At 36.3% G+C, this 20,300-nt stretch carries 24 protein-coding genes; 8 read left to right on the top strand and 16 right to left on the bottom strand.

Annotated features, from left to right (window positions below; translation table 11 throughout):
- Window positions 1-28: 28 nt before the first annotated feature.
- Genes trpB through AC07M3_RS01975 form a run of 5 tightly spaced genes read right to left on the bottom strand, consistent with a single transcriptional unit; the run spans window position 29 to window position 4,040 of the window.
- Window positions 29-1,234: a tryptophan synthase subunit beta gene (gene trpB / locus AC07M3_RS01955; protein WP_494566378.1), complete on the bottom strand. Its 1,206-nt coding sequence runs from the start codon at window positions 1,232-1,234 to the stop codon at window positions 29-31.
- A 37-nt stretch (window positions 1,235-1,271) separates the two neighbouring features.
- Entirely contained in the window at window positions 1,272-2,459 is a 1,188-nt protein-coding gene (locus AC07M3_RS01960) for a vWA domain-containing protein (protein ID WP_494566379.1), read from the bottom strand.
- Window positions 2,460-2,474: 15 nt separating this feature from the next.
- Entirely contained in the window at window positions 2,475-3,326 is an 852-nt protein-coding gene (locus AC07M3_RS01965; protein WP_004642719.1) for an AAA family ATPase, read from the bottom strand.
- A 29-nt stretch (window positions 3,327-3,355) separates the two neighbouring features.
- Window positions 3,356-3,742, bottom strand: coding sequence for a hypothetical protein (locus tag AC07M3_RS01970; RefSeq protein ID WP_198078567.1), 387 nt, complete (start codon window positions 3,740-3,742; stop codon window positions 3,356-3,358).
- A complete protein-coding gene (locus tag AC07M3_RS01975) occupies window positions 3,735-4,040 on the bottom strand; it encodes a YcgL domain-containing protein (protein WP_003651616.1) in 306 nt (101 codons plus the stop codon). The genes AC07M3_RS01970 and AC07M3_RS01975 overlap by 8 nt, the downstream gene beginning before the upstream one ends.
- 472 nt (window positions 4,041-4,512) lie before the next feature.
- On the opposite strand from AC07M3_RS01975, the gene AC07M3_RS01980 reads away from it, so the two are divergent.
- Window positions 4,513-4,677: a hypothetical protein gene (locus AC07M3_RS01980; RefSeq protein ID WP_002113596.1), complete on the top strand. Its 165-nt coding sequence runs from the start codon at window positions 4,513-4,515 to the stop codon at window positions 4,675-4,677.
- Between the two features lie 66 nt (window positions 4,678-4,743).
- On the opposite strand, the gene AC07M3_RS01985 is transcribed toward AC07M3_RS01980, so the two are convergent.
- The 3 genes from AC07M3_RS01985 to AC07M3_RS01995 all read right to left on the bottom strand — a co-directional run bounded on the left by AC07M3_RS01985 (window position 4,744) and on the right by AC07M3_RS01995 (window position 6,453).
- Window positions 4,744-5,079 (bottom strand): hypothetical protein, encoded by a 336-nt coding sequence (locus tag AC07M3_RS01985; RefSeq protein WP_005047367.1) that lies wholly within the window; start codon window positions 5,077-5,079, stop codon window positions 4,744-4,746.
- Window positions 5,080-5,238: 159 nt separating this feature from the next.
- Window positions 5,239-5,505, bottom strand: coding sequence for a hypothetical protein (locus AC07M3_RS01990; protein WP_004642715.1), 267 nt, complete (start codon window positions 5,503-5,505; stop codon window positions 5,239-5,241).
- Window positions 5,506-5,601: 96 nt separating this feature from the next.
- Window positions 5,602-6,453: a LysR family transcriptional regulator gene (locus AC07M3_RS01995; protein ID WP_494566380.1), complete on the bottom strand. Its 852-nt coding sequence runs from the start codon at window positions 6,451-6,453 to the stop codon at window positions 5,602-5,604.
- 118 nt (window positions 6,454-6,571) lie between these two features.
- Between AC07M3_RS01995 and AC07M3_RS02000 the strand changes: the two genes are divergently transcribed.
- Complete coding sequence (locus AC07M3_RS02000; RefSeq protein WP_494566381.1) at window positions 6,572-7,255, top strand: FMN-dependent NADH-azoreductase; 684 nt, start codon at window positions 6,572-6,574, stop codon at window positions 7,253-7,255.
- A 462-nt stretch (window positions 7,256-7,717) separates the two neighbouring features.
- On the opposite strand, the gene AC07M3_RS02005 is transcribed toward AC07M3_RS02000, so the two are convergent.
- From AC07M3_RS02005 to AC07M3_RS02025, 5 genes are all read right to left on the bottom strand, one after another.
- Window positions 7,718-8,842: a ribonuclease D gene (locus AC07M3_RS02005; RefSeq protein WP_494566382.1), complete on the bottom strand. Its 1,125-nt coding sequence runs from the start codon at window positions 8,840-8,842 to the stop codon at window positions 7,718-7,720.
- Window positions 8,843-9,170: 328 nt separating this feature from the next.
- Entirely contained in the window at window positions 9,171-9,767 is a 597-nt protein-coding gene (recR, locus tag AC07M3_RS02010; protein WP_017390620.1) for a recombination mediator RecR, read from the bottom strand.
- Between the two features lie 9 nt (window positions 9,768-9,776).
- Entirely contained in the window at window positions 9,777-10,106 is a 330-nt protein-coding gene (locus AC07M3_RS02015; protein WP_004642711.1) for a YbaB/EbfC family nucleoid-associated protein, read from the bottom strand.
- A 281-nt stretch (window positions 10,107-10,387) separates the two neighbouring features.
- Window positions 10,388-10,621 carry a hypothetical protein gene (locus AC07M3_RS02020; protein WP_004642710.1) on the bottom strand — a complete coding sequence of 78 codons (234 nt, stop codon included), beginning with the start codon at window positions 10,619-10,621 and terminating at the stop codon, window positions 10,388-10,390.
- 194 nt (window positions 10,622-10,815) lie between these two features.
- A complete protein-coding gene (locus AC07M3_RS02025) occupies window positions 10,816-12,003 on the bottom strand; it encodes an O-succinylhomoserine sulfhydrylase (RefSeq protein WP_494566383.1) in 1,188 nt (395 codons plus the stop codon).
- Between the two features lie 135 nt (window positions 12,004-12,138).
- Between AC07M3_RS02025 and AC07M3_RS02030 the strand changes: the two genes are divergently transcribed.
- The 5 genes from AC07M3_RS02030 to AC07M3_RS02050 all read left to right on the top strand — a co-directional run bounded on the left by AC07M3_RS02030 (window position 12,139) and on the right by AC07M3_RS02050 (window position 16,964).
- Window positions 12,139-13,224, top strand: a complete 1,086-nt coding sequence (locus AC07M3_RS02030) for an alpha/beta fold hydrolase (RefSeq protein WP_494566384.1) — start codon at window positions 12,139-12,141, stop codon at window positions 13,222-13,224.
- Window positions 13,225-13,234: 10 nt separating this feature from the next.
- Entirely contained in the window at window positions 13,235-14,107 is an 873-nt protein-coding gene (locus tag AC07M3_RS02035; RefSeq protein ID WP_494566385.1) for an NAD(P)-dependent oxidoreductase, read from the top strand.
- A 794-nt stretch (window positions 14,108-14,901) separates the two neighbouring features.
- A complete protein-coding gene (locus AC07M3_RS02040) occupies window positions 14,902-15,171 on the top strand; it encodes a YARHG domain-containing protein (RefSeq protein ID WP_092705654.1) in 270 nt (89 codons plus the stop codon).
- An 18-nt stretch (window positions 15,172-15,189) separates the two neighbouring features.
- The gene (locus AC07M3_RS02045) at window positions 15,190-15,603 is read left to right on the top strand and encodes an HIT family protein (protein ID WP_004642705.1); all 414 of its coding nucleotides are present in this window, start codon (window positions 15,190-15,192) and stop codon (window positions 15,601-15,603) included.
- A 254-nt stretch (window positions 15,604-15,857) separates the two neighbouring features.
- Complete coding sequence (locus AC07M3_RS02050) at window positions 15,858-16,964, top strand: porin (RefSeq protein WP_132070023.1); 1,107 nt, start codon at window positions 15,858-15,860, stop codon at window positions 16,962-16,964.
- Window positions 16,965-17,074: 110 nt separating this feature from the next.
- Here the strand turns inward: AC07M3_RS02050 and AC07M3_RS02055 are convergent, their stop codons facing one another.
- Both AC07M3_RS02055 and AC07M3_RS02060 read right to left on the bottom strand, forming a co-directional pair.
- The gene (locus AC07M3_RS02055) at window positions 17,075-17,665 is read right to left on the bottom strand and encodes a YidB family protein (protein ID WP_494566386.1); all 591 of its coding nucleotides are present in this window, start codon (window positions 17,663-17,665) and stop codon (window positions 17,075-17,077) included.
- A gap of 99 nt (window positions 17,666-17,764) precedes the next feature.
- Window positions 17,765-18,226, bottom strand: coding sequence for a DUF6231 family protein (locus tag AC07M3_RS02060; RefSeq protein WP_494566387.1), 462 nt, complete (start codon window positions 18,224-18,226; stop codon window positions 17,765-17,767).
- Between the two features lie 39 nt (window positions 18,227-18,265).
- On the opposite strand from AC07M3_RS02060, the gene AC07M3_RS02065 reads away from it, so the two are divergent.
- The gene (locus tag AC07M3_RS02065) at window positions 18,266-19,135 is read left to right on the top strand and encodes a DUF2797 domain-containing protein (protein WP_494566902.1); all 870 of its coding nucleotides are present in this window, start codon (window positions 18,266-18,268) and stop codon (window positions 19,133-19,135) included.
- A gap of 44 nt (window positions 19,136-19,179) precedes the next feature.
- Here AC07M3_RS02065 and AC07M3_RS02070 read toward each other — a convergent pair whose 3' ends face one another.
- On the bottom strand, window positions 19,180-20,298 hold the full coding sequence (locus tag AC07M3_RS02070; protein WP_494566388.1) for an ABC transporter permease: 1,119 nt from the start codon (window positions 20,296-20,298) through the stop codon (window positions 19,180-19,182).
- Between the last annotated feature and the right edge of the window lie 2 nt (window positions 20,299-20,300).

Below are 20,300 nucleotides of genomic sequence, written 5' to 3' on the forward strand. Positions count from 1 at the left end.
TATTGACCGCTTTTCGAGTTTAGTCGGCTTAAAGCTTAAGCTTTTCGGCAACATAATCAGAATCTTTATCTCCACGGCCCGATAGATTCACCACAATCATGGTTTCTTTCGGCAGTTTTGGTGCTTCACGAATTGCCCATGCGACAGCGTGTGAGCTTTCAAGTGCAGGAACAATGCCTTCAACACGAGAAAGTGTCATAAAAGCATCTAAACATTCTTGGTCAGTTGCAGTGCTATATTCAACACGCCCTAAATCTTTTAAAAAGCTGTGTTGTGGCCCAACACCCGGATAGTCTAGTCCTGAAGCAATAGAATGCACGGGTAAAGGTTGACCCGCCTCATTTTCAAGCACATAACACGCCATACCATGAATTTGACTTGGCTTACCTAAAGTTAGCGTTGCCGAATGCATATTAGTTTCTAAACCATGTCCAGCTGGCTCAACCCCAACAAGTTTTACGTCTGAGTCATTTAAAAATGCAGTAAATGCACCTATTGCATTTGAACCACCACCTACACATGCCACTACATAATCAGGACTTTTCCCAAATCGTTGATGCGTTTGATCTTTAATTTCATTACCAATAATAGATTGAAAATCTCGAACCATTTTAGGAAATGGATGAGGACCCACAACAGAACCAATGGCATATATAAAGTTTTTAGGATCTTTTAAATATTCTTCAAACGCACTATCTACAGCATCTTTTAATGTTGCTGTACCACGTGTAACTGCCACCAAATGAGCACCCAAAATTTTCATTTTGACCACATTTGGATGTTCTTTTTCAATATCGACTTGCCCCATATGAATTTCACAGGGAATGCCTACTAATGCGCAAGCGGTTGCCAAAGCAACGCCATGCTGACCAGCACCTGTTTCAGCAATAACTTTCTTTTTGCCCATATATTTAGCAAGTAAAGCTTCACCTAAGCAGTGATTAATTTTGTGAGCACCAGTGTGGTTCAAATCTTCACGTTTTAAGTAAATTTGTGCGCCACCTAACTGTTCAGATAGACGCTTCGCATGAAATAAGGGACTTGGACGGCCTACATAATTCGTAAAGAGGTCTGATAATTCATTTTGAAATTCTGGTGTATGGCGAATTTCTTCATAGGCAACATTAATTTCATCCATTGCTTCTTTTAAATGTGGAGGAATGAACTGTCCGCCATATTCACCAAAAAATCCTTGTTCATTCGGCAAAGCAATACCGTTAATTTGATGTTGCATATCATCCCTCTTTTTAAAATTATTAAAGTTATTAAGCTTATCGAGAAAGGTAACGCGTTAAATCCTCAATGCCTTTTAGTGTCATTGGATACATATGATTTTCAAAAATCTCTTTGATCCAACCAATGGTTTGAGTATAATGCCAATACCCTTCTGTTTCAGGGTTTAGCCACGCTGTTTTATCAAAATGTTGACGTAGGCGACGTAACCAAACCTCACCTGTTTCATCATTCATATATTCAACCGAGCCACCCACCGATTTCAACTCATACGGTGCCATACTGGCATCACCCACTACAATTACACGATAGTCGCGTCCATAAGTGTGAAAGAGATCCCATGTATTCATACGGGTAGCTGTGCGGCGATGATTATCTTTCCAAACATAGTCATAGAGACAATTATGAAAATAAAAGTACTCAAGTGTCTTAAACTCAGTTTTAGCGGCACTAAAGAGTTTCTCGCATTGGGCAATATGAGCGTCCATAGAACCGCCTACATCGAACAACATAAGCACTTTTATTCGATTTCGACGCTCTGGTACCATTTGAACATCAAGAATACCTTGCTTGGCTGTTTCACGGATTGTACTGTCAACATCCAACTCTTCAGCTGCACCTTGACGTGCAAATTTACGCAAACGGCGCAAAGCAATTTGCATCTGACGAGTACCAAGAACTTGGTCGTCATCTAGATTTTGATATTTACGCTGTTCCCATACTTTTACCGCCGAACGTTTACGACCCGGCCCACCAATCCGCACTCCCTCAGGATGATCACCAAAAGCCCCAAAAGGTGAAGTACCACCTGTACCCACCATGCGGTTTCCGCCTTGATGTTTCTTATGCTGTTCGCGTAACCGCTCTTCCAGCATTTTCATCAGCTCTTCTAAGGAACCAGCTTTTTGGAGTTCTGCTCTTTGTTCAGGAGTTAAATGTTTTTCTAGAAGCTCTAAATCAAACCAGTCTTTTGGTAGTTTCTGAACTTGCTTAAGTAACTCATCCAGGTCAAAGGTTTCGATACCATCAAAGTAGTCTTTTATGGCACGGTCAAACTTGTCAAAAAAGCGTTCATCTTTAACTAAAATAGTTTTAGCAAGTTGATAGAACTCTTCTTGATCGGCAAAAACTAAACCTTCACTTACAGCGCGGTTTAAGTCAATAAGCTCACGAGTTGTAACTGGAACACCGTATTTACGTAAGGTGTAAAATAACCGCACAAACATGGGTTATTCCCTCCTTTAACGTCGAGACATGAAAGCCAAACGTTCGAGGAGTTGCACATCCTGCTCGTTTTTGATAAGAGCACCATATAACGGTGGAATAGCTTTAGATGTATCTCGATTACGCAATACATCTTCAGGCATATCATCTGCCATGAGCAAGCTTAACCAATCAATTAATTCGGAAGTTGATGGTGGCTTCTTCAAATTAGGAATTTCACGTAATTTAAAGAAAACCTGTAAAGCTTCGTTGACGAGTGTTGCAGAAATATTCGGGAAATGAACATCGATAATCTCTCGCATGGTCACTTCATCTGGAAACTCAATGTAATGAAAGAAACAACGACGCAAGAAAGCATCTGGTAACTCTTTTTCATTATTCGATGTAATAATTACAATTGGGCGTTGTGTTGCCGTAATGGTTTCACTTGTTTCATAAACATAGAAAGACATTTTATCGAGTTCATGCAACAAGTCATTGGGAAACTCAATATCGGCCTTGTCAATTTCATCAATTAACAAGACGCAACGCTCTTCACTGGTGAAAGCTTCCCACAATTTACCGGGTTTAATATAGTTCTTAATATCGTAAACACGGTCATCACCTAACTGGCTGTCTCGTAAACGAGAAACAGCATCATATTCATACAACCCTTGCTGTGCTTTGGTTGTCGATTTGATATGCCAAGTAATGAGTTTTAAGCCCAAACTTTCTGCTACTTGTTCAGCAAGTAAAGTTTTACCCGTACCAGGTTCACCTTTAACCAGTAAAGGCTTTTGTAAAGCACGGGCTGCTTTTACAGCGAGCTTAAGACTGTCAGTCGCGATATATTGATCTGTACCGGTAAAATGTTGGGTATCAGCAGACATGTGAAGACCTTATTTTTCTATTTCAATGGTTAGATGGAACGCATGCTTTTGTTTGTTGAATATTTTGACCAACAATAGCCAATAACCAAACCTAGACCAACTACAAACAGAATTAAAGATAAATTTGACCAGATTAGAGGACTATCTTTGGTTAAAATACCAAAAAGTAGTCCAAAAATAGCAGGTGCTACCGATGCATTCGGACCTTCAGACACTGTTGGTGTGACTAAAATAGCAAATACAATAAGCCAGCTAATCGCACCAAAAGTTGTAGGAAGACGGCGCATTAATCGCCACCAACACCACAAAGCAATAATAGCGCCTATTCCATAAGCTGTTAAAGCAATCGCATCTTCAGGAATAAAATCCAAAAAAGAGAATAATTGATTCATTATTCCAGTTTGATTTTCACGCACCACGTAAGCCCTCTGGTTCAACCGCATTCGGGTTAATTAACCCTTCTGGTGGCATCTGAATAAAGAAACCCTTTGTTTGTAATGAGTCTAAAACATGTAAAACATTAGCACGCGCCAATTTACGTGTTGGAGCTAATTCTAAATGCATGACAAACGTTGCACGACCAAACGCTTGTAAAACAGCTTCAGGAACATTTTCAAACGGATCAGCTTGTTCCGCATCGTCAGGATAGTTTGGACGAGCAATATAAATGTACATTTCATCTTTTTTGCTCGATCTATAAATATCACAGTGCATTTCAAATCAACTCTTGAACTAAGGACAGCATACATGAAAAAAAACGACTCACCCACGCAGGTTTGTTTACGCATCAGTCGTTTTTTTAATTCTTGGGAAATATTAACCCACAACGTTGATTAAGGTCGATAATAACTTTGTTCTAGACAAAAGTCAGCTTTCACAGAAAATAAATAAGTTACTGATTTTAAATCATTAAACATAATTATTCATTTTGATAAAATAAAAACAATTTTAGAAAAAAATAAGAAATGGTTCGTTACTAAGTACTTTTTGTGATCTGTTTTTAATAGTTTTACCCTTTAATACTATGAAATTTATCGTATTAAAATTAGCTATTACCTTTTTAAATTCACATTTAAGTAAAACTTCTAACCACTTAACAAACATTAGCAGACATTACTTAACTGGTTTAAATTCTCAATATGTTTCAATAATAAGTATCTTAATAATAGATGTGGAGGATGAACTTATGCCTCGTGGCGATAAAACAGCTTACACAGCAAAGCAAAAACGTCAGGCTAAACATATTGTTGAGAGTGAAGTAGACAGAGGTCATTCTCAAGAAGAAGCTGAACGAATCGCATGGTCTACCGTCAATAAACAAGATGGCGGCGGTAAGAAAAAGTCTCACTAATACAAACTTTGAATACTTCTTTAGCCCAAGCTAAAGAAGTATTTTACCAAAACAAGTTAATGATATTTAGAAGACTCGAGAACTCTTTATATAGTTATCAGTTACTTGGTTTAAGGCATTCAAAATAGCACTATCATCTTGACTTAATAGAGCTTCATTGAGGCATTCCATGTAACCTATGAGCGTAGTCTTAGAAACGTTGGCAAATTCAGTTGTTACTGCTTCATCTTCATATAAAATCACGTAGCTACGTGCAAAACCATAGATCAAATAGACTGCTGCTTTTTCTTTTGTATTTTGAGATTCTTTAAGAGACTGTTCACAAGCATTTTTTAAATCTTTAAATGCATCTGTACCAGTAGATTGATTTTTGAAAGATAAAAGTATTGTTTGGAAGTTCATATCCATATTCCACTTAAAAAGTAAAGCTACAGAAGATGGTAGAATCTGTCAAATAAAATCATGATTAACATACGTTTAAATGTAAATAAATTTATATTCCCTTTTTGATACGATATAAAAGACCGCCTTTAAAAGAGCGGTCTAACAAAAAATCAATATTTAAAAGCTTATTTCTATCGTGATGGTAGTACCAGAGTGTTCAATATTGGTTGATACATTGAAGCCTCTACCCCTAAGTTCCTCTTCTACTTGTGTGAGGTGATCAGGACTTACAGCATCAATCGGAAACAAGAAAGTTGCTTTTCGCTTCCCTGCTTTAGAATCAGTTTCAGTGCCTGTTAAAATTTTTTCCAGCATGGCCTCTTGATTGATTTTAAAATTTTTAGCATTTTGACGCGCTTGTTCAGCACTAAAGTTATTAAGCATATTTATCTCTCTAATTATTAATTTATCTAATTTTATAGCATAAAAAGCTTATATAGTTTTGGTGTTGTGTAGTTAGTTCCAATCAGAAATATAAGCTTATTGATTAAATAATCTTTCTATCCATTCAATAAATTTTCTGGCATTTCTATTTTTAAAATCTTCCTTATTAGGGATGTAATAGCACAGCTCAGATTGAACTGATTTAGTCTTAAGAGGTTGTATAAGATTCGCTTTAATAAATCTCTGGGCAAGTGTAGAAGAACAAAATACGAGTCCGTTAGCCGATAATGCCTCATGTATTCCAAAAATTTCCTGATCAAACTTCTTAATTGTTATTTGCGTTCGGTCCCATCCATTCAGCTCAAGCCAAGTCTCTAGTGGCGGACTTGGTAATGCTTTATTTTTCCATTCTGTGGTGAATAACGTTATTGGCTCAATAGAATGTTCTAGTGAATCAAGTTTAGATGCACCAAATACATTAAAAGACTCATATTTAAGAATATCGTTAGAAGGTATTAAAGATACATCACCATATCGAATAGGCAATGTATATAAGTGACTTTCTAAAACTTCACCTGTAGAAAATTCAACTGAAATATCAGGATGTAATTGATAAAATTCATTTATTGAGGGAATTAACAACATTGCTGCCAATGAAGATGTTGTCGCCACTCTGAGTGTATTTCCATTTACTGTTATTTCATCTAGCGCATCTTCAATTTTACGAAACCCTTCAGAAATCGCTACTGCTAGCCTATCACCTGTGGTTGTAAGCGTTATTTTTCTTACCTGTCGATGAAATAAATCAACATTCAACCTGCTTTCAAGATTGGCAATATGATGTGAAATTGCAGTCGGTGTTAGCGAAAGCTCTTCAGCAGCCAATTTAAAACTGCCTAGTCGAGCAGCTGATTCAAATGCCCTAAGTGCTTGCAATGAGACTTGCATGCTTTCTCCTGAATCACAGTTATAGGTGATTTAAAATCATCTATAGCTGTAATATTCTCGTTTGTCTACTTCTCATTTAAAACTCAAAATAAATTAACTCCTAACCCTTATGGAATTTATGATGAGTAAAATGTTACATATAGATGCCAGCGTACGAGCTGCAATTAACCCCAATCCAAATCATAATTCTATTTCAAAAAATATTGCCAGCCGATTGGTCCATTCATGGAAAAATACAAGGCCTATGGATGAGTATATTTATCGGGATATAGGAATGAATCCGCCTCCATTTATTACTCAGGACTGGATTGATGCCGTATTCACACCTGAAAATAAAAGAATACAAACTCAATGTGATGTTTTATCAATATCAGATCAGTTAATAGCGGAGGTTTCGAGTTCAGATATCATTCTAATTTCTTCCCCTATGTACAATTACGGTATGCCTGCTCAACTCAAAGCATGGTTTGACCAAATTATTCGAATTAATAAGACATTTGATTTTGACCTTGCTCGAGGAGACTTCCCTTTACAACCTCTTTTATCTGGAAAAATTTTAATCATTATCACATCTAGTGGGGAGTTTGGGCTTAAGAACGATGGTATTCGTCACAACATGAATCATCTTGTACCTCACCTGCGTACACTCAGTAAATATTTAGGTGTAGAGAAAATTTATGAAATTGCCTCAGAATATCAAGAGTTTGGAGATGAACGACATATAAAGTCATTAGAAAATGCTTTTCAAAAAGCTGAAGAACTTGTAGCTGAACTTGCTGGTTCATTCACAAAAAATCCGTAGAAGATTAATACTTAATTTTTAAAATTTAATAACCTACTGACATTTTAATTGAGCTATATCATTAAAAAATAAAAAGCCGACCCAATTGGGTCGGCTTTCTTATTTCTGCACTGAAACAAACTTATAGTTATATATTATTCATATTGAAATTGTTTTTCTTGTTTCCAAGAATATACAGACCTGTATGTTTAATCAATTGAATTTTTCTCATTGAATCGGTTAATTTAATTCATTATCACTTTTACAAATTAAACCCCATTCAATTCATCACTTTACTAGCTTTTAAAATAAGTTAATTATTTAATATAACTAATATAATTATTTATTTTATTAAATATTACCGTCAAATATCTATTATTTTAAATAAAAACTACTCAATTTAAACTTTAAGCCATTCACGATTCTTAATTAAAAAAGCCCATCACGAAGATGAGCCTTTTAAATTTTAACTATCAACTCATTTTAAATTGATAGACTTTCTTTTTCTTCTTGAAATAAATGAATTAATGGTTGAGTTAACAACTCATAACGCCAACCCAAAAGATAATCAGGTAAATCTTGTTCATCCCCTTGAGAAAGAATATGTTGATGAATTGCGTTTAGCCATTTTTTTCTCAGTAATACTTCTTTAGGAATAGAAGTTTCACTTATTGCATGGGCAAGTACCATATCCATTTTATTTAAAGTTTCTTTAGATGTTACTTTAAAAGGTTTGGCAATTCTTGTTGGCCATTCACTTTCATTAGGTAAATCTTTAAGTAATTCTAGAATCGTTTTTCCATATTCACGAACTACATTTGGGCGAATATCTTTAACTTGCGAAAGTTGAAAACTATTACGTGGATTCTTTTCAACCATATCAATCATGGTTGAGTTTCTAAGAATAAAACTACGTGGCTGGTTCGTCGCTTTAACAATGTAATCACGCCATTCACTTAAATTTTGCAATTGCATCAATTGACGGCGCGAATGACGATAATTACCAACATCGGTATAGAGTAACTCTGTAGGCGTTTCACTAATAATTTCTTTAGTTAAACTACTACAATCTTCAAGAACATAGTCATAAAGCCCTTTCTGCTTAAGTTGTTCTTGAATATGATGAGCTAACTTCATTATATATAGAACATCATTGGCTGCATAACAGAGTTGCTGAGGCGATAAAGGTCGAGCCAACCAATCAGATCTTGTTTGATCTTTTTCAATGTCAATGTCGAGACAAAGCTTTAAAGCGCCTTGGTAACTCACTTGTAGTCCATGACCTAAGAAAGAAAGACCGACTTGAGTATCAAACACATTAAGCAAATCTTCTTGATCAGCGTAATGATAGATTAAATCGATGTCTTCCCCACATGCATGAAAAATGTTCTGCTGTGCGAGAAATATTTTTTTCCAAAACTGACTTAGATCTAATGAAACACCATCCAACAGATAGACATTACCATTTACATTGACTTGGCATACCCCAAGTTTAGGCCAGAGTGTGTCAACCTTAATAAATTCTGTATCAAGTCCATATATCGAACATTGATCCATTTTTTGAAGAACATCAACCAATTCGGTTTGCTGTTGGATAAACTGAAACATGCTTTCTCAAGTAAATGCAAAGAGTGCTTAGAACTCTGGTATATATAACATAGAAGTAGGAAATTACCACTTAAACCTTTATGAATACTCTATTTTTGAACAATTTTTCGAAAATAGATAATTTTTTGATCTTTTATTTATACTTTTAAAGTTAACTCCAAATATTCATTCTTTAAAATCTCTAAGATCTTTTTCATTCTTATGTGCTTTCATATTTTATTTAAACGATTTTTTCTAATTAAAGACAAAATAATATTTGCCTTTAATAGCTAAATTAATAAATTTAATTCAATTTTATATCGCATCAATGAAATAAGCATCGGAATGCTTATTTCATTCTCATACGGTTATGAACTGCCTGACTTAAGGTATGGCTATCTACATACTCAAGTTCACCACCTTGCGGTACACCTTGAGCAATACGCGTCATGTGTATAGGTAAGTGCTTAGTCGCCTCTACCAAATAATGAGCGGTTGCCTGTCCCTCTACAGTCGCATTAGTTGCCAAAATCACTTCTTCAATAGTGCCTTGACTTAAGCGCTGAATCAGATAAGGAATACCAATTTCTTCTGGGCCAATACCATCCAAAGGAGAAAGATGTCCCCCTAAAACATGGTATTTACCTCGAAAACTACCACTTTGCTCAATCGCCATGACATCTGCTGGTGATTCAACTACACACAATAGTTGATCTTCTCGCTCCGTTGAGGCACAAATATCACAAATTTCATTTTCAGTTAGAGAATGGCAAACGCTGCACTCATGAATATAACTTGAAGCCTCATGTAAAGCATGAGCTAATGCGAACGCACCTTCTCGATTTTTCATCAAAAGATGTAATGCCATACGTTGAGCCGATTTCGGACCAACGCTAGGCAATATACGTAAAGCTTGAACGAGTTGTTCAAATCTATCACTAAACACAGAACTTCCTTAGAACATGCCCGCTAAGCCAGGTGGCAAGCCCATACCAGAATTCGCTTTTTGCATTTTTTCTTCTGAAATAACTTCTGCTTGACGCACAGCATCATTTACCGCTGCAGCAATCAAATCTTCAATCATATCTGGTTCATCTTGAAGTAATTCAGGGTTAATTTCGATACGTTTTACAAGATAGCGACCATTCATGGTTACTTTAACCAAACCACCACCCGCTTCTGCTTGGACTTCAGTTTGGGCAAGCTCTTCTTTCGCCTTTTTTATATTTGTTTCCATATCTTTTTGCATGCGCTGCGCTTGCTGCATGAGCATATTGATATTCATAACTTTACTCCGTATCTCTATCAAATCTTTAAAGTATTATTGGTTATCTGGTAATACTTTATAAAAACTTAATCTCATTGAACCAACCCATGTGATTAAAATCCATACAGATTAGCGCATTGAACTCAAATTAATCCGTAATTCTGACACAATAGACTAATGTTTTCTATCAGTATCTCTAGCTCTATTTCACGTAGCTACATGAGTGGCATGATTAAACTTAGATCCACTTCATAAACGCCTAAAAGTTATACAGTAAAGTTTGATAAAAATTGATTTCACTATTGAGATGCCTGTAACCCTTTATCAATTGTTTTATATTCACTTAAAGGGACTTTCTTAAAGGAAGTATTTGCTTCTTCGATAGATTTATCTGCTTCTTGCACCGATTTCTCTGCATTGTTAATCAATAAGGTTGTTTCATTTACTGGGTGTTGATGAGGTTTGGTCAATAATTTATATCCAACCACCCCAATTACCCCTACCACAACAACAATAGCAATAGGCTTAAGCATTTTAAAACTCGCATTTCTTTTAATTAAATTTAAAGTCTTTATACCTTGTACTCTTAGCCCTCATTTAAACAAAAATGTAGGTTTTTTATTGCAATTCTGAAATTTGAGTAACATTTAAATATAAAAAACCATCTCGATTAAAGAGATGGTTTCATGAACAAAATAACCAAAGAGAGTTATTTCGATAGAATTAATTAGATCAGATCAAGACCACGTGAGATATCACGAATAATGTCATTAATATCTTCTAAACCTACAGATACACGGATTAAGCCTTCTTGGATGCCCGCAGCAGCTTTTGCTTCAGCAGAAAGTTTGCCATGTGTAGTCGTTGCAGGATGTGTAATTGTTGACTTCACATCGCCCAAGTTGCCCGTAATTGAAATAAACTTAGTATTATCAATAACCTTCCAGGCACCTTCGCGTTCGCCTTTAACAACAAATGAAACGATCCCGCCAAAACCATTTTGCTGTTTAGTAGCAAGCTCATGACCTTCATGAGCTGGTAAACCAGCGTAGTAAACTTTTTCTACTTTTTCATGAGTAGATAACCATTCTGCAAGAATTTGAGCACTTTCGCAGTGTGCTTTCATACGCAAACGTAAAGTCTCTAAACCTTTTAAGAAAATCCATGCATTAAATGGACTCATTGATGGTCCAAGCGTACGGACAACACCAAAAACTTCTTCTAATAACTGATGATTACCGACAACAGCACCACCTAATGCGCGCCCTTGCCCATCTAAATATTTAGTCGCCGAGTAAATTACAAGGTCTGCCCCAAACTTTAATGGTTGCTGTAAAACAGGCGTACAGAAACTGTTATCAACCGCAAGTAATGCACCATTCGCATGGGCAATATCTGCAAGCGCTTGAATATTTGCGATCTCAGCTAAAGGATTAGACGGTGACTCAACAAATAAAAGTTTAGTTTCTGGACGTACTGCCTTTTTCCAATCGTCTAAATCACATAAATCGACAAATGTAATATCTACACTAAACTTGGCAATATATTTTTCAAATAAGGCAACAACTGAACCAAAAACTGCTCTTGAGCAAATGACATGATCACCCGCTTTTAAATACGCCATAGCAACTGCCAAAATTGCACCCATTCCCGAGCTTGTCGCTACAGCTCGTTCAGCGCCATCTAAAGCTGCCAATCGTTTTTCGAACATGCCTACAGTCGGATTGGTAAAACGAGAATAGATATTTCCTTGAACCTGACCAGAAAATTTTGCTGCAGCTTCAGCTGCATTTTCATATACAAAAGATGATGTCAAAAAAATTGGTTCGCCATGTTCACCTTCAAAACTACGAGTATGTCCGGTACGAATGGCTAAAGTATCAAGTTGGTATTCTAAATCATCAGACTGGTTCATTAAATGTTCGCCTTTACTGGTCATGTACTAAAAACTATCATCATTTTGAGTGTCTAATGTATTTAAGGTCAAGGTAAACCTTAAAATTATCGCTTAGACTTTATTCAATCTTTAGTAAATAGTTGGTAAAGCAAGATGAAACGCTTAAAGTCCCTTGTCTCTGAACAAAGTCAAATGAAGCATCTTTCTGCCCGACTATTTCACCCAAAAACATTGGTTCTGTCACAAAGCACTCCCTATGAAGTCATTGGCGAGTTCAATCAAACCCGTATTCGCTATTACGCAGCAACACAAAAAAAATTTAAAGAGCCGTTAGTATTAGTTGCCCCACTCGCCATTAATATGGCGATTTACGATTTATATCCTTATCGCTCTCTTATTAAATATTTCCAAAATGCTGGTTTCGATGTCTATTTGGTCGATTGGGGAAGTTTAAAGTTTAAAGATAGACATCTTAACTTTTTATCATTTATTGAAGATTTCATTCCTAAAGCGATAGAAATTGTCCGCACACATTCCGGAAGTGAACAAATCTCACTGCATGGATGGAGTATGGCTGGCATATTCGTCACTTTATATGCTGCTCTGAACCAACCTAACTATATTAAAAACCTTATTGTTCTTGGTAGTCCAATAGATAGTTACGCATCTGGCTATATTGGCAAACTCTACCGAAACATTAATCATCTTATTGGTCGTAACAAAAAAATTCAGGACCGTATTTATTCTGGATTGCCAAAACGGCTGATTCATAGTCCCGGAATTTTAAATTCATTAGGCTTTAAAATTCTTGATCCTAAAGGCTGGTTTGATGGGCATGTTCAATTGCTAAAAAATCTTGATGACCTGCAATTTGTACAAGAGCATGCAACTTTAAGTAGCTTTTTAAATAATATGATTGATTACCCAGGGGGGATTAATCAGGACATGTTGTTTAATGTCTGGCTGCAAAATCCACTAAAACGTGGCTTTATTCAATTAAAAGATAAGAAAATCGAATTAAAAAATATAAATTGCTCTCTCTTAGTTGGCGCGGGTCGTAGTGATCAGTTGGTGACTGCTGATGCTGCTTCTCCATTAAGTCAATTGACAAGCAGCCAAGATGTCACGTTTACTCTCATCCCCGGCGGTCATTTAGGCCTAATGTCGAGTCAGGCCAGTGCTCTGGAGTTTTGGCCACAACTGGCAAAATGGCTGACCGAACGTTCAACACAAATTTAAGGACAAGGTCATGAGTCAATCTGTTGCATTTATTGGTTTGGGTGCAATGGGCTACCGTATGGCAGCACATTTACCGAAACACTTTGATACTGTCTATGTATGGAATCGAAATTTCGAAAAGGCCAAACAACATGCAGCAGAATATGGCACAAAGGCTGCCCCACTAGAGCAAGCGGTACAAGCAGATATTATCTTTTCATGTTTACCGACAAGCACTGATGTAGAAGCACTTATTAATGATGTACAAATTAAATCTGGGGCAATCTGGATAGATTGTACAAGTGGAGTCCCTGACTCTGCCCGCACATTAGCAATCTCATTAAAACAATTGAATGTTGATTTTCTGGATGCTCCAGTAAGTGGTCAAACAGTAGGTGCTGAAAATGCAACTTTGACTGTAATGGTCGGTGGTGATGTAGCAGCTTTTGAACGCGCATTACCGGCACTGCAAGCAGTAGGTAGATTAATTAAACATGTTGGTGAATCGGGCTCAGGATTTGCCGTAAAAGCCGTTAATAATATGTTACTCGCAGTCAACCTTTGGTCTGTTGCAGAAGGCTTCAGTGCACTCAAAGCACATGGGGTAAGTTTGAACGAAGCATTAGAGTGTATTAACGCTTCAAGTGGTAAAAGTTTGGTAACAGAAACTATCTTCCCACAGCGTGTACTGAGTCGTGAATTTCCAGTGACCTTTGGCTTACCTCTTCTTGCCAAAGACACAGGAATTGCTTTGGATTTAGTCCATCAAGCTAAACTTCCTGCCCCACTTTTGTCATTAACACAAAGTTTAATTCAGGCTGCTCATTTAACTGCTGAAGACAATAGTGACTTCTCTGCGGCAGTTAAAATGTATGAAGCATGGACCAAGATTACATTGGAATAAATTTAATCTTTTAGATGGCAGCTTATTAAAGATGCTTAATTTTAATAAGCTGTATAATGAATATCGAAAGAAAAGGATTTGTAAACATATAGCTCGGCAGCAAACTATATATCTCAATATAGAAGATCGAATTAATATAATTCGAAATAACTTTAATAAAAAAAAGCCCATTTCAATTTTAGAAATGGGCTACAAAAACTATCAAACGCAGCAATTAAGGACAATATAATAGAAGCTAAAACATGTAAAATCAATACATCTTTCAATTGAATTGTAAACTAAGATTAATTTTGGCTTATTTATATTTTAGATATCAAAAGAAAAAGCCCATTTCCGTCTAAATTAAAATGGGCCCTGTGAATTCCACTTAATCCTAAAATACAAAAATGTGATAATTATCACGCTTTGTATTTTTATAATGTCATTGATATATTTCTTTTTCATTGACCCAATTTCAAACTCAAGCCGTCTATTTAGCAAATGAAAAAGCTATAAAATCTCATCTTTTCCTACAATTTTTTATATATTATCAACCGAACCAGAAGTATATTTTTCTCTTATTAATAACAGTTAAAGTAGATTAAACGAGAATCAAATTCTGAAAAAACATATATAATTTTTCTTAAGTTTATGTTTTTATTTGATTTTTATAAATAGTTGATATGTAAAGTTTTTATTTATATTGTGAACAAATTATCAACCAAAATGACACTTGAGTAATTAATAGTCATTGAAATATTGGTAATAAACCTTATATTGAGTACAGGTTCATACCTTTAACTGAGGAAACGCTCATGAATAAATTTATAGTTGCAGTCTTTACTGGCATGGTAAGTATTGCTGGTTTAAGCGTTCAAGCTGCAACGCCTGAGCAAGAATGTCAGAAATTGCAAGACGATTATAATTTGATTTATGCATCAAAAGGCTTTTGTTTTAAAGATCCTGATGCAAAAGAAAAATATGGTAATGAAAACTGTCATACGACAAAACCAAAGTTTTCTGACAAAGAGCAGCAACGTCTTGATGCTATTAAAGAGCGTCAGAAAGAATTGAAGTGTAAATAATTTTTAAAGGAATAATACATGGCATACGATGATCAAAATATCTTCGCAAAAATTTTACGTGATGAACTTCCAGCGATAAAAATCTATGAAGATGATCAAGTTCTAGCTTTTATGGATATTATGCCTCAAGCCGATGGTCATACATTAGTTATTCCAAAAACACCTGCTGTAACGCTCCTTGATTTACCTCCAGAAGCAGCCGCATATACCATACAAATTGTTCAGAAAATTGCGAAAGCAATGGAAAAAGCCCTCAATTTAGAAGGTATTGTCTTGATGCAACTTTCTGGAGCAGCGGCAGGACAAACTGTTCCGCATGTTCATTTTCACCTTATTCCTACAAATGTGCATCAACTTGGACGCCATGCTGTAGAGTTAGGAGATCAAGAAAAAATTAAAGGATTAGCTGAGAAAATTAAAGCAGCTCTTTGATTTTTAATTCATTAAAGCGGAGTTTTGACTCCGCTTTTTTTCGTCTAAAAACTATAAAAAATTAAAATAATTAATTTATTTCTAAATTTTAACCGTCATAAAACTGTCATTTACTTTTCACGCCCCTGTCACAAAGTTTGCCGATACTGCTTAGCAAGTTGGTGAGCTTTTGTAACTTTTTGTACATAAGTCAACTACAAAATAAATAGTTAACTAGGCATACGCCATTTTTAAATACTTTTGGAGAAATCTCAATGAAGAAATTGCTACTCGCTGCCGCAGTTGCAACTTTGAGCATAAACGCGGTGCAAGCAGCGCCAACTTTGTATGGCAAACTGAATGTTTCTATTAACCAAGTTGACAATAAAAATTTCGATGGAAAAAGTGACGTTACTGAAGTTAACTCAAACTCTTCTCGCATTGGGGTAAAAGGCGAAGAGAAATTAACTGACAAGCTATCTGCTGTTTATTTAGCTGAATGGGCAATTTCTACTGATGGTTCAGGTTCAGATACTGATCTTAGCGCTCGTAACCGTTTTATCGGTTTAAAAACTGAAGGCGTGGGTACATTAAAAGTAGGTAAGTACGATTCTTACTTTAAAACCGCTGCTGGTGGTAACCAAGACATCTTTAATGACGATACACGTTTAGATATTACCAACATCATGTACGGCGAAAACCGCTTAGACAACGTGGTTGGTTTTGAATTAGACCCTAAATTATTAGCTGGTTTAACATTCAATATCATGGCTCAAACTGGTGAAAGCACCTCAGATAGCAAACAAGGTGAAACTGGTAAAGACAGCAAAAACGACAGCTTTGACTCTGTGTCAACTGCGCTTGGTTATGAAAACAAAGACCTTGGCTTAGCAGTGGCTGCTGCTGGTGACTTCGGTATTAAAGGTAAATATGCTGCTTACGGTCTGAAAGATGTTTATACAGATGCTTACCGTGTAACGGGTTCTTATGACATTGCAAAATCAGGCTTTGTTGTAGGTGCTTTATGGCAACATGCTGAACCTACTGATGATTTGACTGCATACGGTCAATCATATAAATCAGATGGTTCAATTGATAAAGCTGGTAAAGCTTACCGCGGTTTAGAGGAACAAGCATATGCAGTAACAGCTGCTTATAAAATTCCAAATACTAAACTTAAAGTGAAAGCTGAATACGCTTCTGCTGAAACACAAGTAAGTGGTCAATCTGATCGTAAAATTGATTTGTACGGTTTAGGTCTTGATTACCAAATCAACAAGCAAGCTCGTTTCTACGGTATTGTTGCTCAACAAAAACGCGACTGGTTGAATGATGACGACAAGCAAACAGTTGTAGGTACAGGTATCGAATATAACTTCTAATTAGTTATCTTTGATTCAAATCTAAAATAAAAGGGCTAATGCCCTTTTATTTTATTGTGCAGATTAAAAAAGCCGATATCTTTATATCGGCTTTTTTAACAACCTATATCTTATTTCAAGAAACCACTCACAAGATTCATCACATTTTGGATGTCCTGATTTGCTTCTTGATGGTCTGTACTGTCACCCTGAGGCGTTAATGAGTCAATGACTTGAGGTAAGACTGAAGCAATTGCACCGTAAACTTGTTCTTTTGGAGCTTGAGCTTGCTCTGCAACTTGTTCAATATCAGCGGGATTAAATAGACTCTGTAATTGCTGAGTAGGAACCTCACTATTGCTTTGATTTGGGTCAACCCAGCTTTGAACTTGGCTACCTAGGCCTGCTCCTTTTAACTTTTCTAAAGCCGCTTGCAAACCACCTTGTTGCTGAACCCAACCTAAAATTAAAGGCACAACCGCAATTAATAAGCTTTGTACACCACCACCTGCTTGAGGCGTATTATTATTTCCAGTCACTTGACCCAATACAGAACCTAATACTCCACCAAGGCCCCCTTGAGTACCAGAAGAAGTATTACCCCCCATTTGTCCAAGTACTGAACCTAAAATTCCGCCCAAACCGCCTTGACCTGATGCTTGCTGGTTCCCACCTAATGCCTGCTTAGCCAAAACTTCAACAATGCTGCTTAAATTTGTCATGTGTAACTCTTATGTATGGTTTATACATGAGCATACGCGGATTCTTATTCAGACAGCAAAAGCCAAATTGTTAAATTTTGAAAGAGATTTAATGGCCTTTTACCAACGGAATTTATTCCAGTTTTCTGGGTTTGCCCAAAACTTTGAATTAAACCAATCTGGAACATGTTTATAGGTCAATATATTAAATTGCCATAAAGCAAAATCACTATCATGTGAAGTCTTATCAATCAGTTGAGTAAAACCTAGGGAGCGTAATAACTGTTCATCACGTCGTTTGCTCACCACCACAATTCGTTTTGCTAATAAATCTCTTAGTTTTACTAATAATTGTGATTTTTGAATATCACTGATGTTCTGCATTTCATCGGTATCAAATAATACAAAACCCAAATCATAACGCTGAGTAAAAGGCAGACTTAAAAGCTCAGTTACGCTAAAATAGTGCCATTGAATTGCGTTATTCTGGTCAATTTTTTGGCCAATACAAAGTGCAGTATGAATGGGCTGTTCTTTTGATAAATCGTCTAGCATAGAAGCGATGACATTTTGTTCAGCCATGACTGCAACCCTTAATTGAAAGATGTGAGTTTAAACTTTATGGAACTACAAGGCATTTGCCATAAAATGCATGCAGGCCTAAAAGATGCTAGTGTAACTGATCAACAGACAACCAAGGCAAATGTTGAATACAAATTTGTATTAGACCGTTCAGAAATTGATCTTCCTTTTAATTTAGGACAAGAACTAGAAATCGAATGGACAGGTAATATTTATTGCACCTCTTGTGGCACTAAAACACCAAAATCTTATTCTCAAGGTCACTGCTTTAAATGTTTTAAAACGAAAGCGGAATGTGACCTCTGCATTATGAGGCCAGAAACATGCCATTACCACTTAGGTACATGTCGTGAAGATGACTTTGCCCACAATGTTTGTTTCCAACCTCATATTGTTTATTTAGCAAATTCTAGCGCTTTGAAAGTTGGTATTACCCGCGTTAGCCATATGCCAGGTCGTTGGTTAGATCAAGGTGCAACTCAGGCCTTACCAATTATGAAAGTTGGATCACGTCGTTTATCTGGTCAACTTGAAACAATGTTTGGTTCTTTAGTTGCTGACAAAACTGATTGGCGTAAACTCCTTAAGGGAGAAGCTGAACCTCTAAAACTAACTGAGCAACGTGATCAGTTAATCGAAGAGTTTGCACCTAAAATTCAAACGATTCGTGAGGAATTTAGCCAAAATCTTGAATTTAACGAAACCGTTGAATTATTAGAAGATGAGCTACCACGTGAGTTTGTTTACCCTGTTGAGCAGTACCCTGAAAAGATTAAGTCATTAAATCTGGATAAAACTCCAAAAATTCGCGGCGTATTACAGGGCATCAAAGGTCAATATTTAATTTTTGATATTGGTGTTATTAACATCCGTAAATATACGGGTTACCAACTGATTATACGTGCCTAAGTAAGTTTTAAAGCCCCTAAAATGGGGCTTTTTAATTAACATGATTAAGATAATCTGTTTCTAAATAGCCAAGCCGCTAAGGGTAAAGTCACTACTCCAAGTATGATCATTGGAATAAAGTTGAATTTGACTTGTGCAAAGCTCGCACCTTCCAAATAAACCCGTTGTACCAAGTTAATTCCAAACCTTAAGGGGTTTGCGTAAGTTGCTATTTGTAGTGCTTTCGGCATGTTTTCTACTGGTGTAAGTAAACCTGAAAGCAACATCAAAGGCATAATCAATAAAAATGTAAAAAGCATGGCCTGTTGCATATTTAAAGATAAAGCCGAAATTGATAGACCCACTCCGACTACGGCCACATTAAAACTTAATAAACCAAAATAAAGCAGTCCAATAGAACCATTCATTGAAATTTTAAACCAGAAAAAAATGATCAATAAAATAATGGTTGATTGCATCAATCCTACAAAAATTGGAGGTAAGGCCTTACCAATCATAATTTGTAATGGTGTATACGGCGTAACTAATAACTGATCGAATGTACCCTGCTCTCGTTCACGTGCTACAGATAAAGCAGATAGAAGCAATGTCTGCATCATACTTAAAGCCGCAATTAATGAAGGCATTAGGCTCCAACGAGATTCCTGATTTGGGTTGTACCATGTTCTTGTTTCAAGGCTAATGGGCAAAGCTGTGTTAAATTTTTGCTGATTAAACTGACCAATAATTTTATTTAGATATGAACCAGCCACAACAGCAGTTGATGAGTTTCTGCCATCAACAATGACCTGTATAGGAGAGCTTTGGTTATTATTTAATTTGCTCTCGAAGTCTGAAGGAATCGTAATCACGACCAATGCCTGACGACTATCAATTACCTGTTTGATTTGATCTGTATATTGAAGTGTTGCAATCCGCTTAAAAATACCAGAGCCATCGAGCTTTGAGATCAGTTCATGCGAAACTTGCCCATTACTCTGATCTAAAATTGCATAATCCACACGGTTAACATCATAAGTTGCAGCATAACCAAACAAAAGTGCCTGCATCAGTGCTGGTACAAATAGAATGACTCTATTTGCAGGGTCACTAAAAATGGTCAGGAATTCCTTTTTGACTAAAAAACCTAAGTGTTTTAGCCAAGCGATTAGTTGCTGCCACATAA

This window comes from Acinetobacter sp. GW821-FHT09D10 (genome assembly GCF_059416285.1).

Coding starts and splice junctions, on each gene's coding strand:
- trpB (WP_494566378.1), bottom strand. CDS start 1,234: ATGCAACATCAAATTAACGGTATTGCTTTGCCGAATGAACAAGGATTT.
- AC07M3_RS01960 (WP_494566379.1), bottom strand. CDS start 2,459: ATGTTTGTGCGGTTATTTTACACCTTACGTAAATACGGTGTTCCAGTT.
- AC07M3_RS01965 (WP_004642719.1), bottom strand. CDS start 3,326: ATGTCTGCTGATACCCAACATTTTACCGGTACAGATCAATATATCGCG.
- AC07M3_RS01975 (WP_003651616.1), bottom strand. CDS start 4,040: ATGCACTGTGATATTTATAGATCGAGCAAAAAAGATGAAATGTACATT.
- AC07M3_RS01980 (WP_002113596.1), top strand. CDS start 4,513: ATGCCTCGTGGCGATAAAACAGCTTACACAGCAAAGCAAAAACGTCAG.
- AC07M3_RS01985 (WP_005047367.1), bottom strand. CDS start 5,079: ATGAACTTCCAAACAATACTTTTATCTTTCAAAAATCAATCTACTGGT.
- AC07M3_RS01990 (WP_004642715.1), bottom strand. CDS start 5,505: ATGCTTAATAACTTTAGTGCTGAACAAGCGCGTCAAAATGCTAAAAAT.
- AC07M3_RS01995 (WP_494566380.1), bottom strand. CDS start 6,453: ATGCAAGTCTCATTGCAAGCACTTAGGGCATTTGAATCAGCTGCTCGA.
- AC07M3_RS02000 (WP_494566381.1), top strand. CDS start 6,572: ATGATGAGTAAAATGTTACATATAGATGCCAGCGTACGAGCTGCAATT.
- AC07M3_RS02005 (WP_494566382.1), bottom strand. CDS start 8,842: ATGTTTCAGTTTATCCAACAGCAAACCGAATTGGTTGATGTTCTTCAA.
- AC07M3_RS02015 (WP_004642711.1), bottom strand. CDS start 10,106: ATGAATATCAATATGCTCATGCAGCAAGCGCAGCGCATGCAAAAAGAT.
- AC07M3_RS02020 (WP_004642710.1), bottom strand. CDS start 10,621: ATGCTTAAGCCTATTGCTATTGTTGTTGTGGTAGGGGTAATTGGGGTG.
- AC07M3_RS02025 (WP_494566383.1), bottom strand. CDS start 12,003: ATGAACCAGTCTGATGATTTAGAATACCAACTTGATACTTTAGCCATT.
- AC07M3_RS02030 (WP_494566384.1), top strand. CDS start 12,139: ATGAAACGCTTAAAGTCCCTTGTCTCTGAACAAAGTCAAATGAAGCAT.
- AC07M3_RS02035 (WP_494566385.1), top strand. CDS start 13,235: ATGAGTCAATCTGTTGCATTTATTGGTTTGGGTGCAATGGGCTACCGT.
- AC07M3_RS02040 (WP_092705654.1), top strand. CDS start 14,902: ATGAATAAATTTATAGTTGCAGTCTTTACTGGCATGGTAAGTATTGCT.
- AC07M3_RS02045 (WP_004642705.1), top strand. CDS start 15,190: ATGGCATACGATGATCAAAATATCTTCGCAAAAATTTTACGTGATGAA.
- AC07M3_RS02050 (WP_132070023.1), top strand. CDS start 15,858: ATGAAGAAATTGCTACTCGCTGCCGCAGTTGCAACTTTGAGCATAAAC.
- AC07M3_RS02055 (WP_494566386.1), bottom strand. CDS start 17,665: ATGACAAATTTAAGCAGCATTGTTGAAGTTTTGGCTAAGCAGGCATTA.
- AC07M3_RS02060 (WP_494566387.1), bottom strand. CDS start 18,226: ATGGCTGAACAAAATGTCATCGCTTCTATGCTAGACGATTTATCAAAA.
- AC07M3_RS02065 (WP_494566902.1), top strand. CDS start 18,266: ATGGAACTACAAGGCATTTGCCATAAAATGCATGCAGGCCTAAAAGAT.
- AC07M3_RS02070 (WP_494566388.1), bottom strand. CDS start 20,298: ATGTGGCAGCAACTAATCGCTTGGCTAAAACACTTAGGTTTTTTAGTC.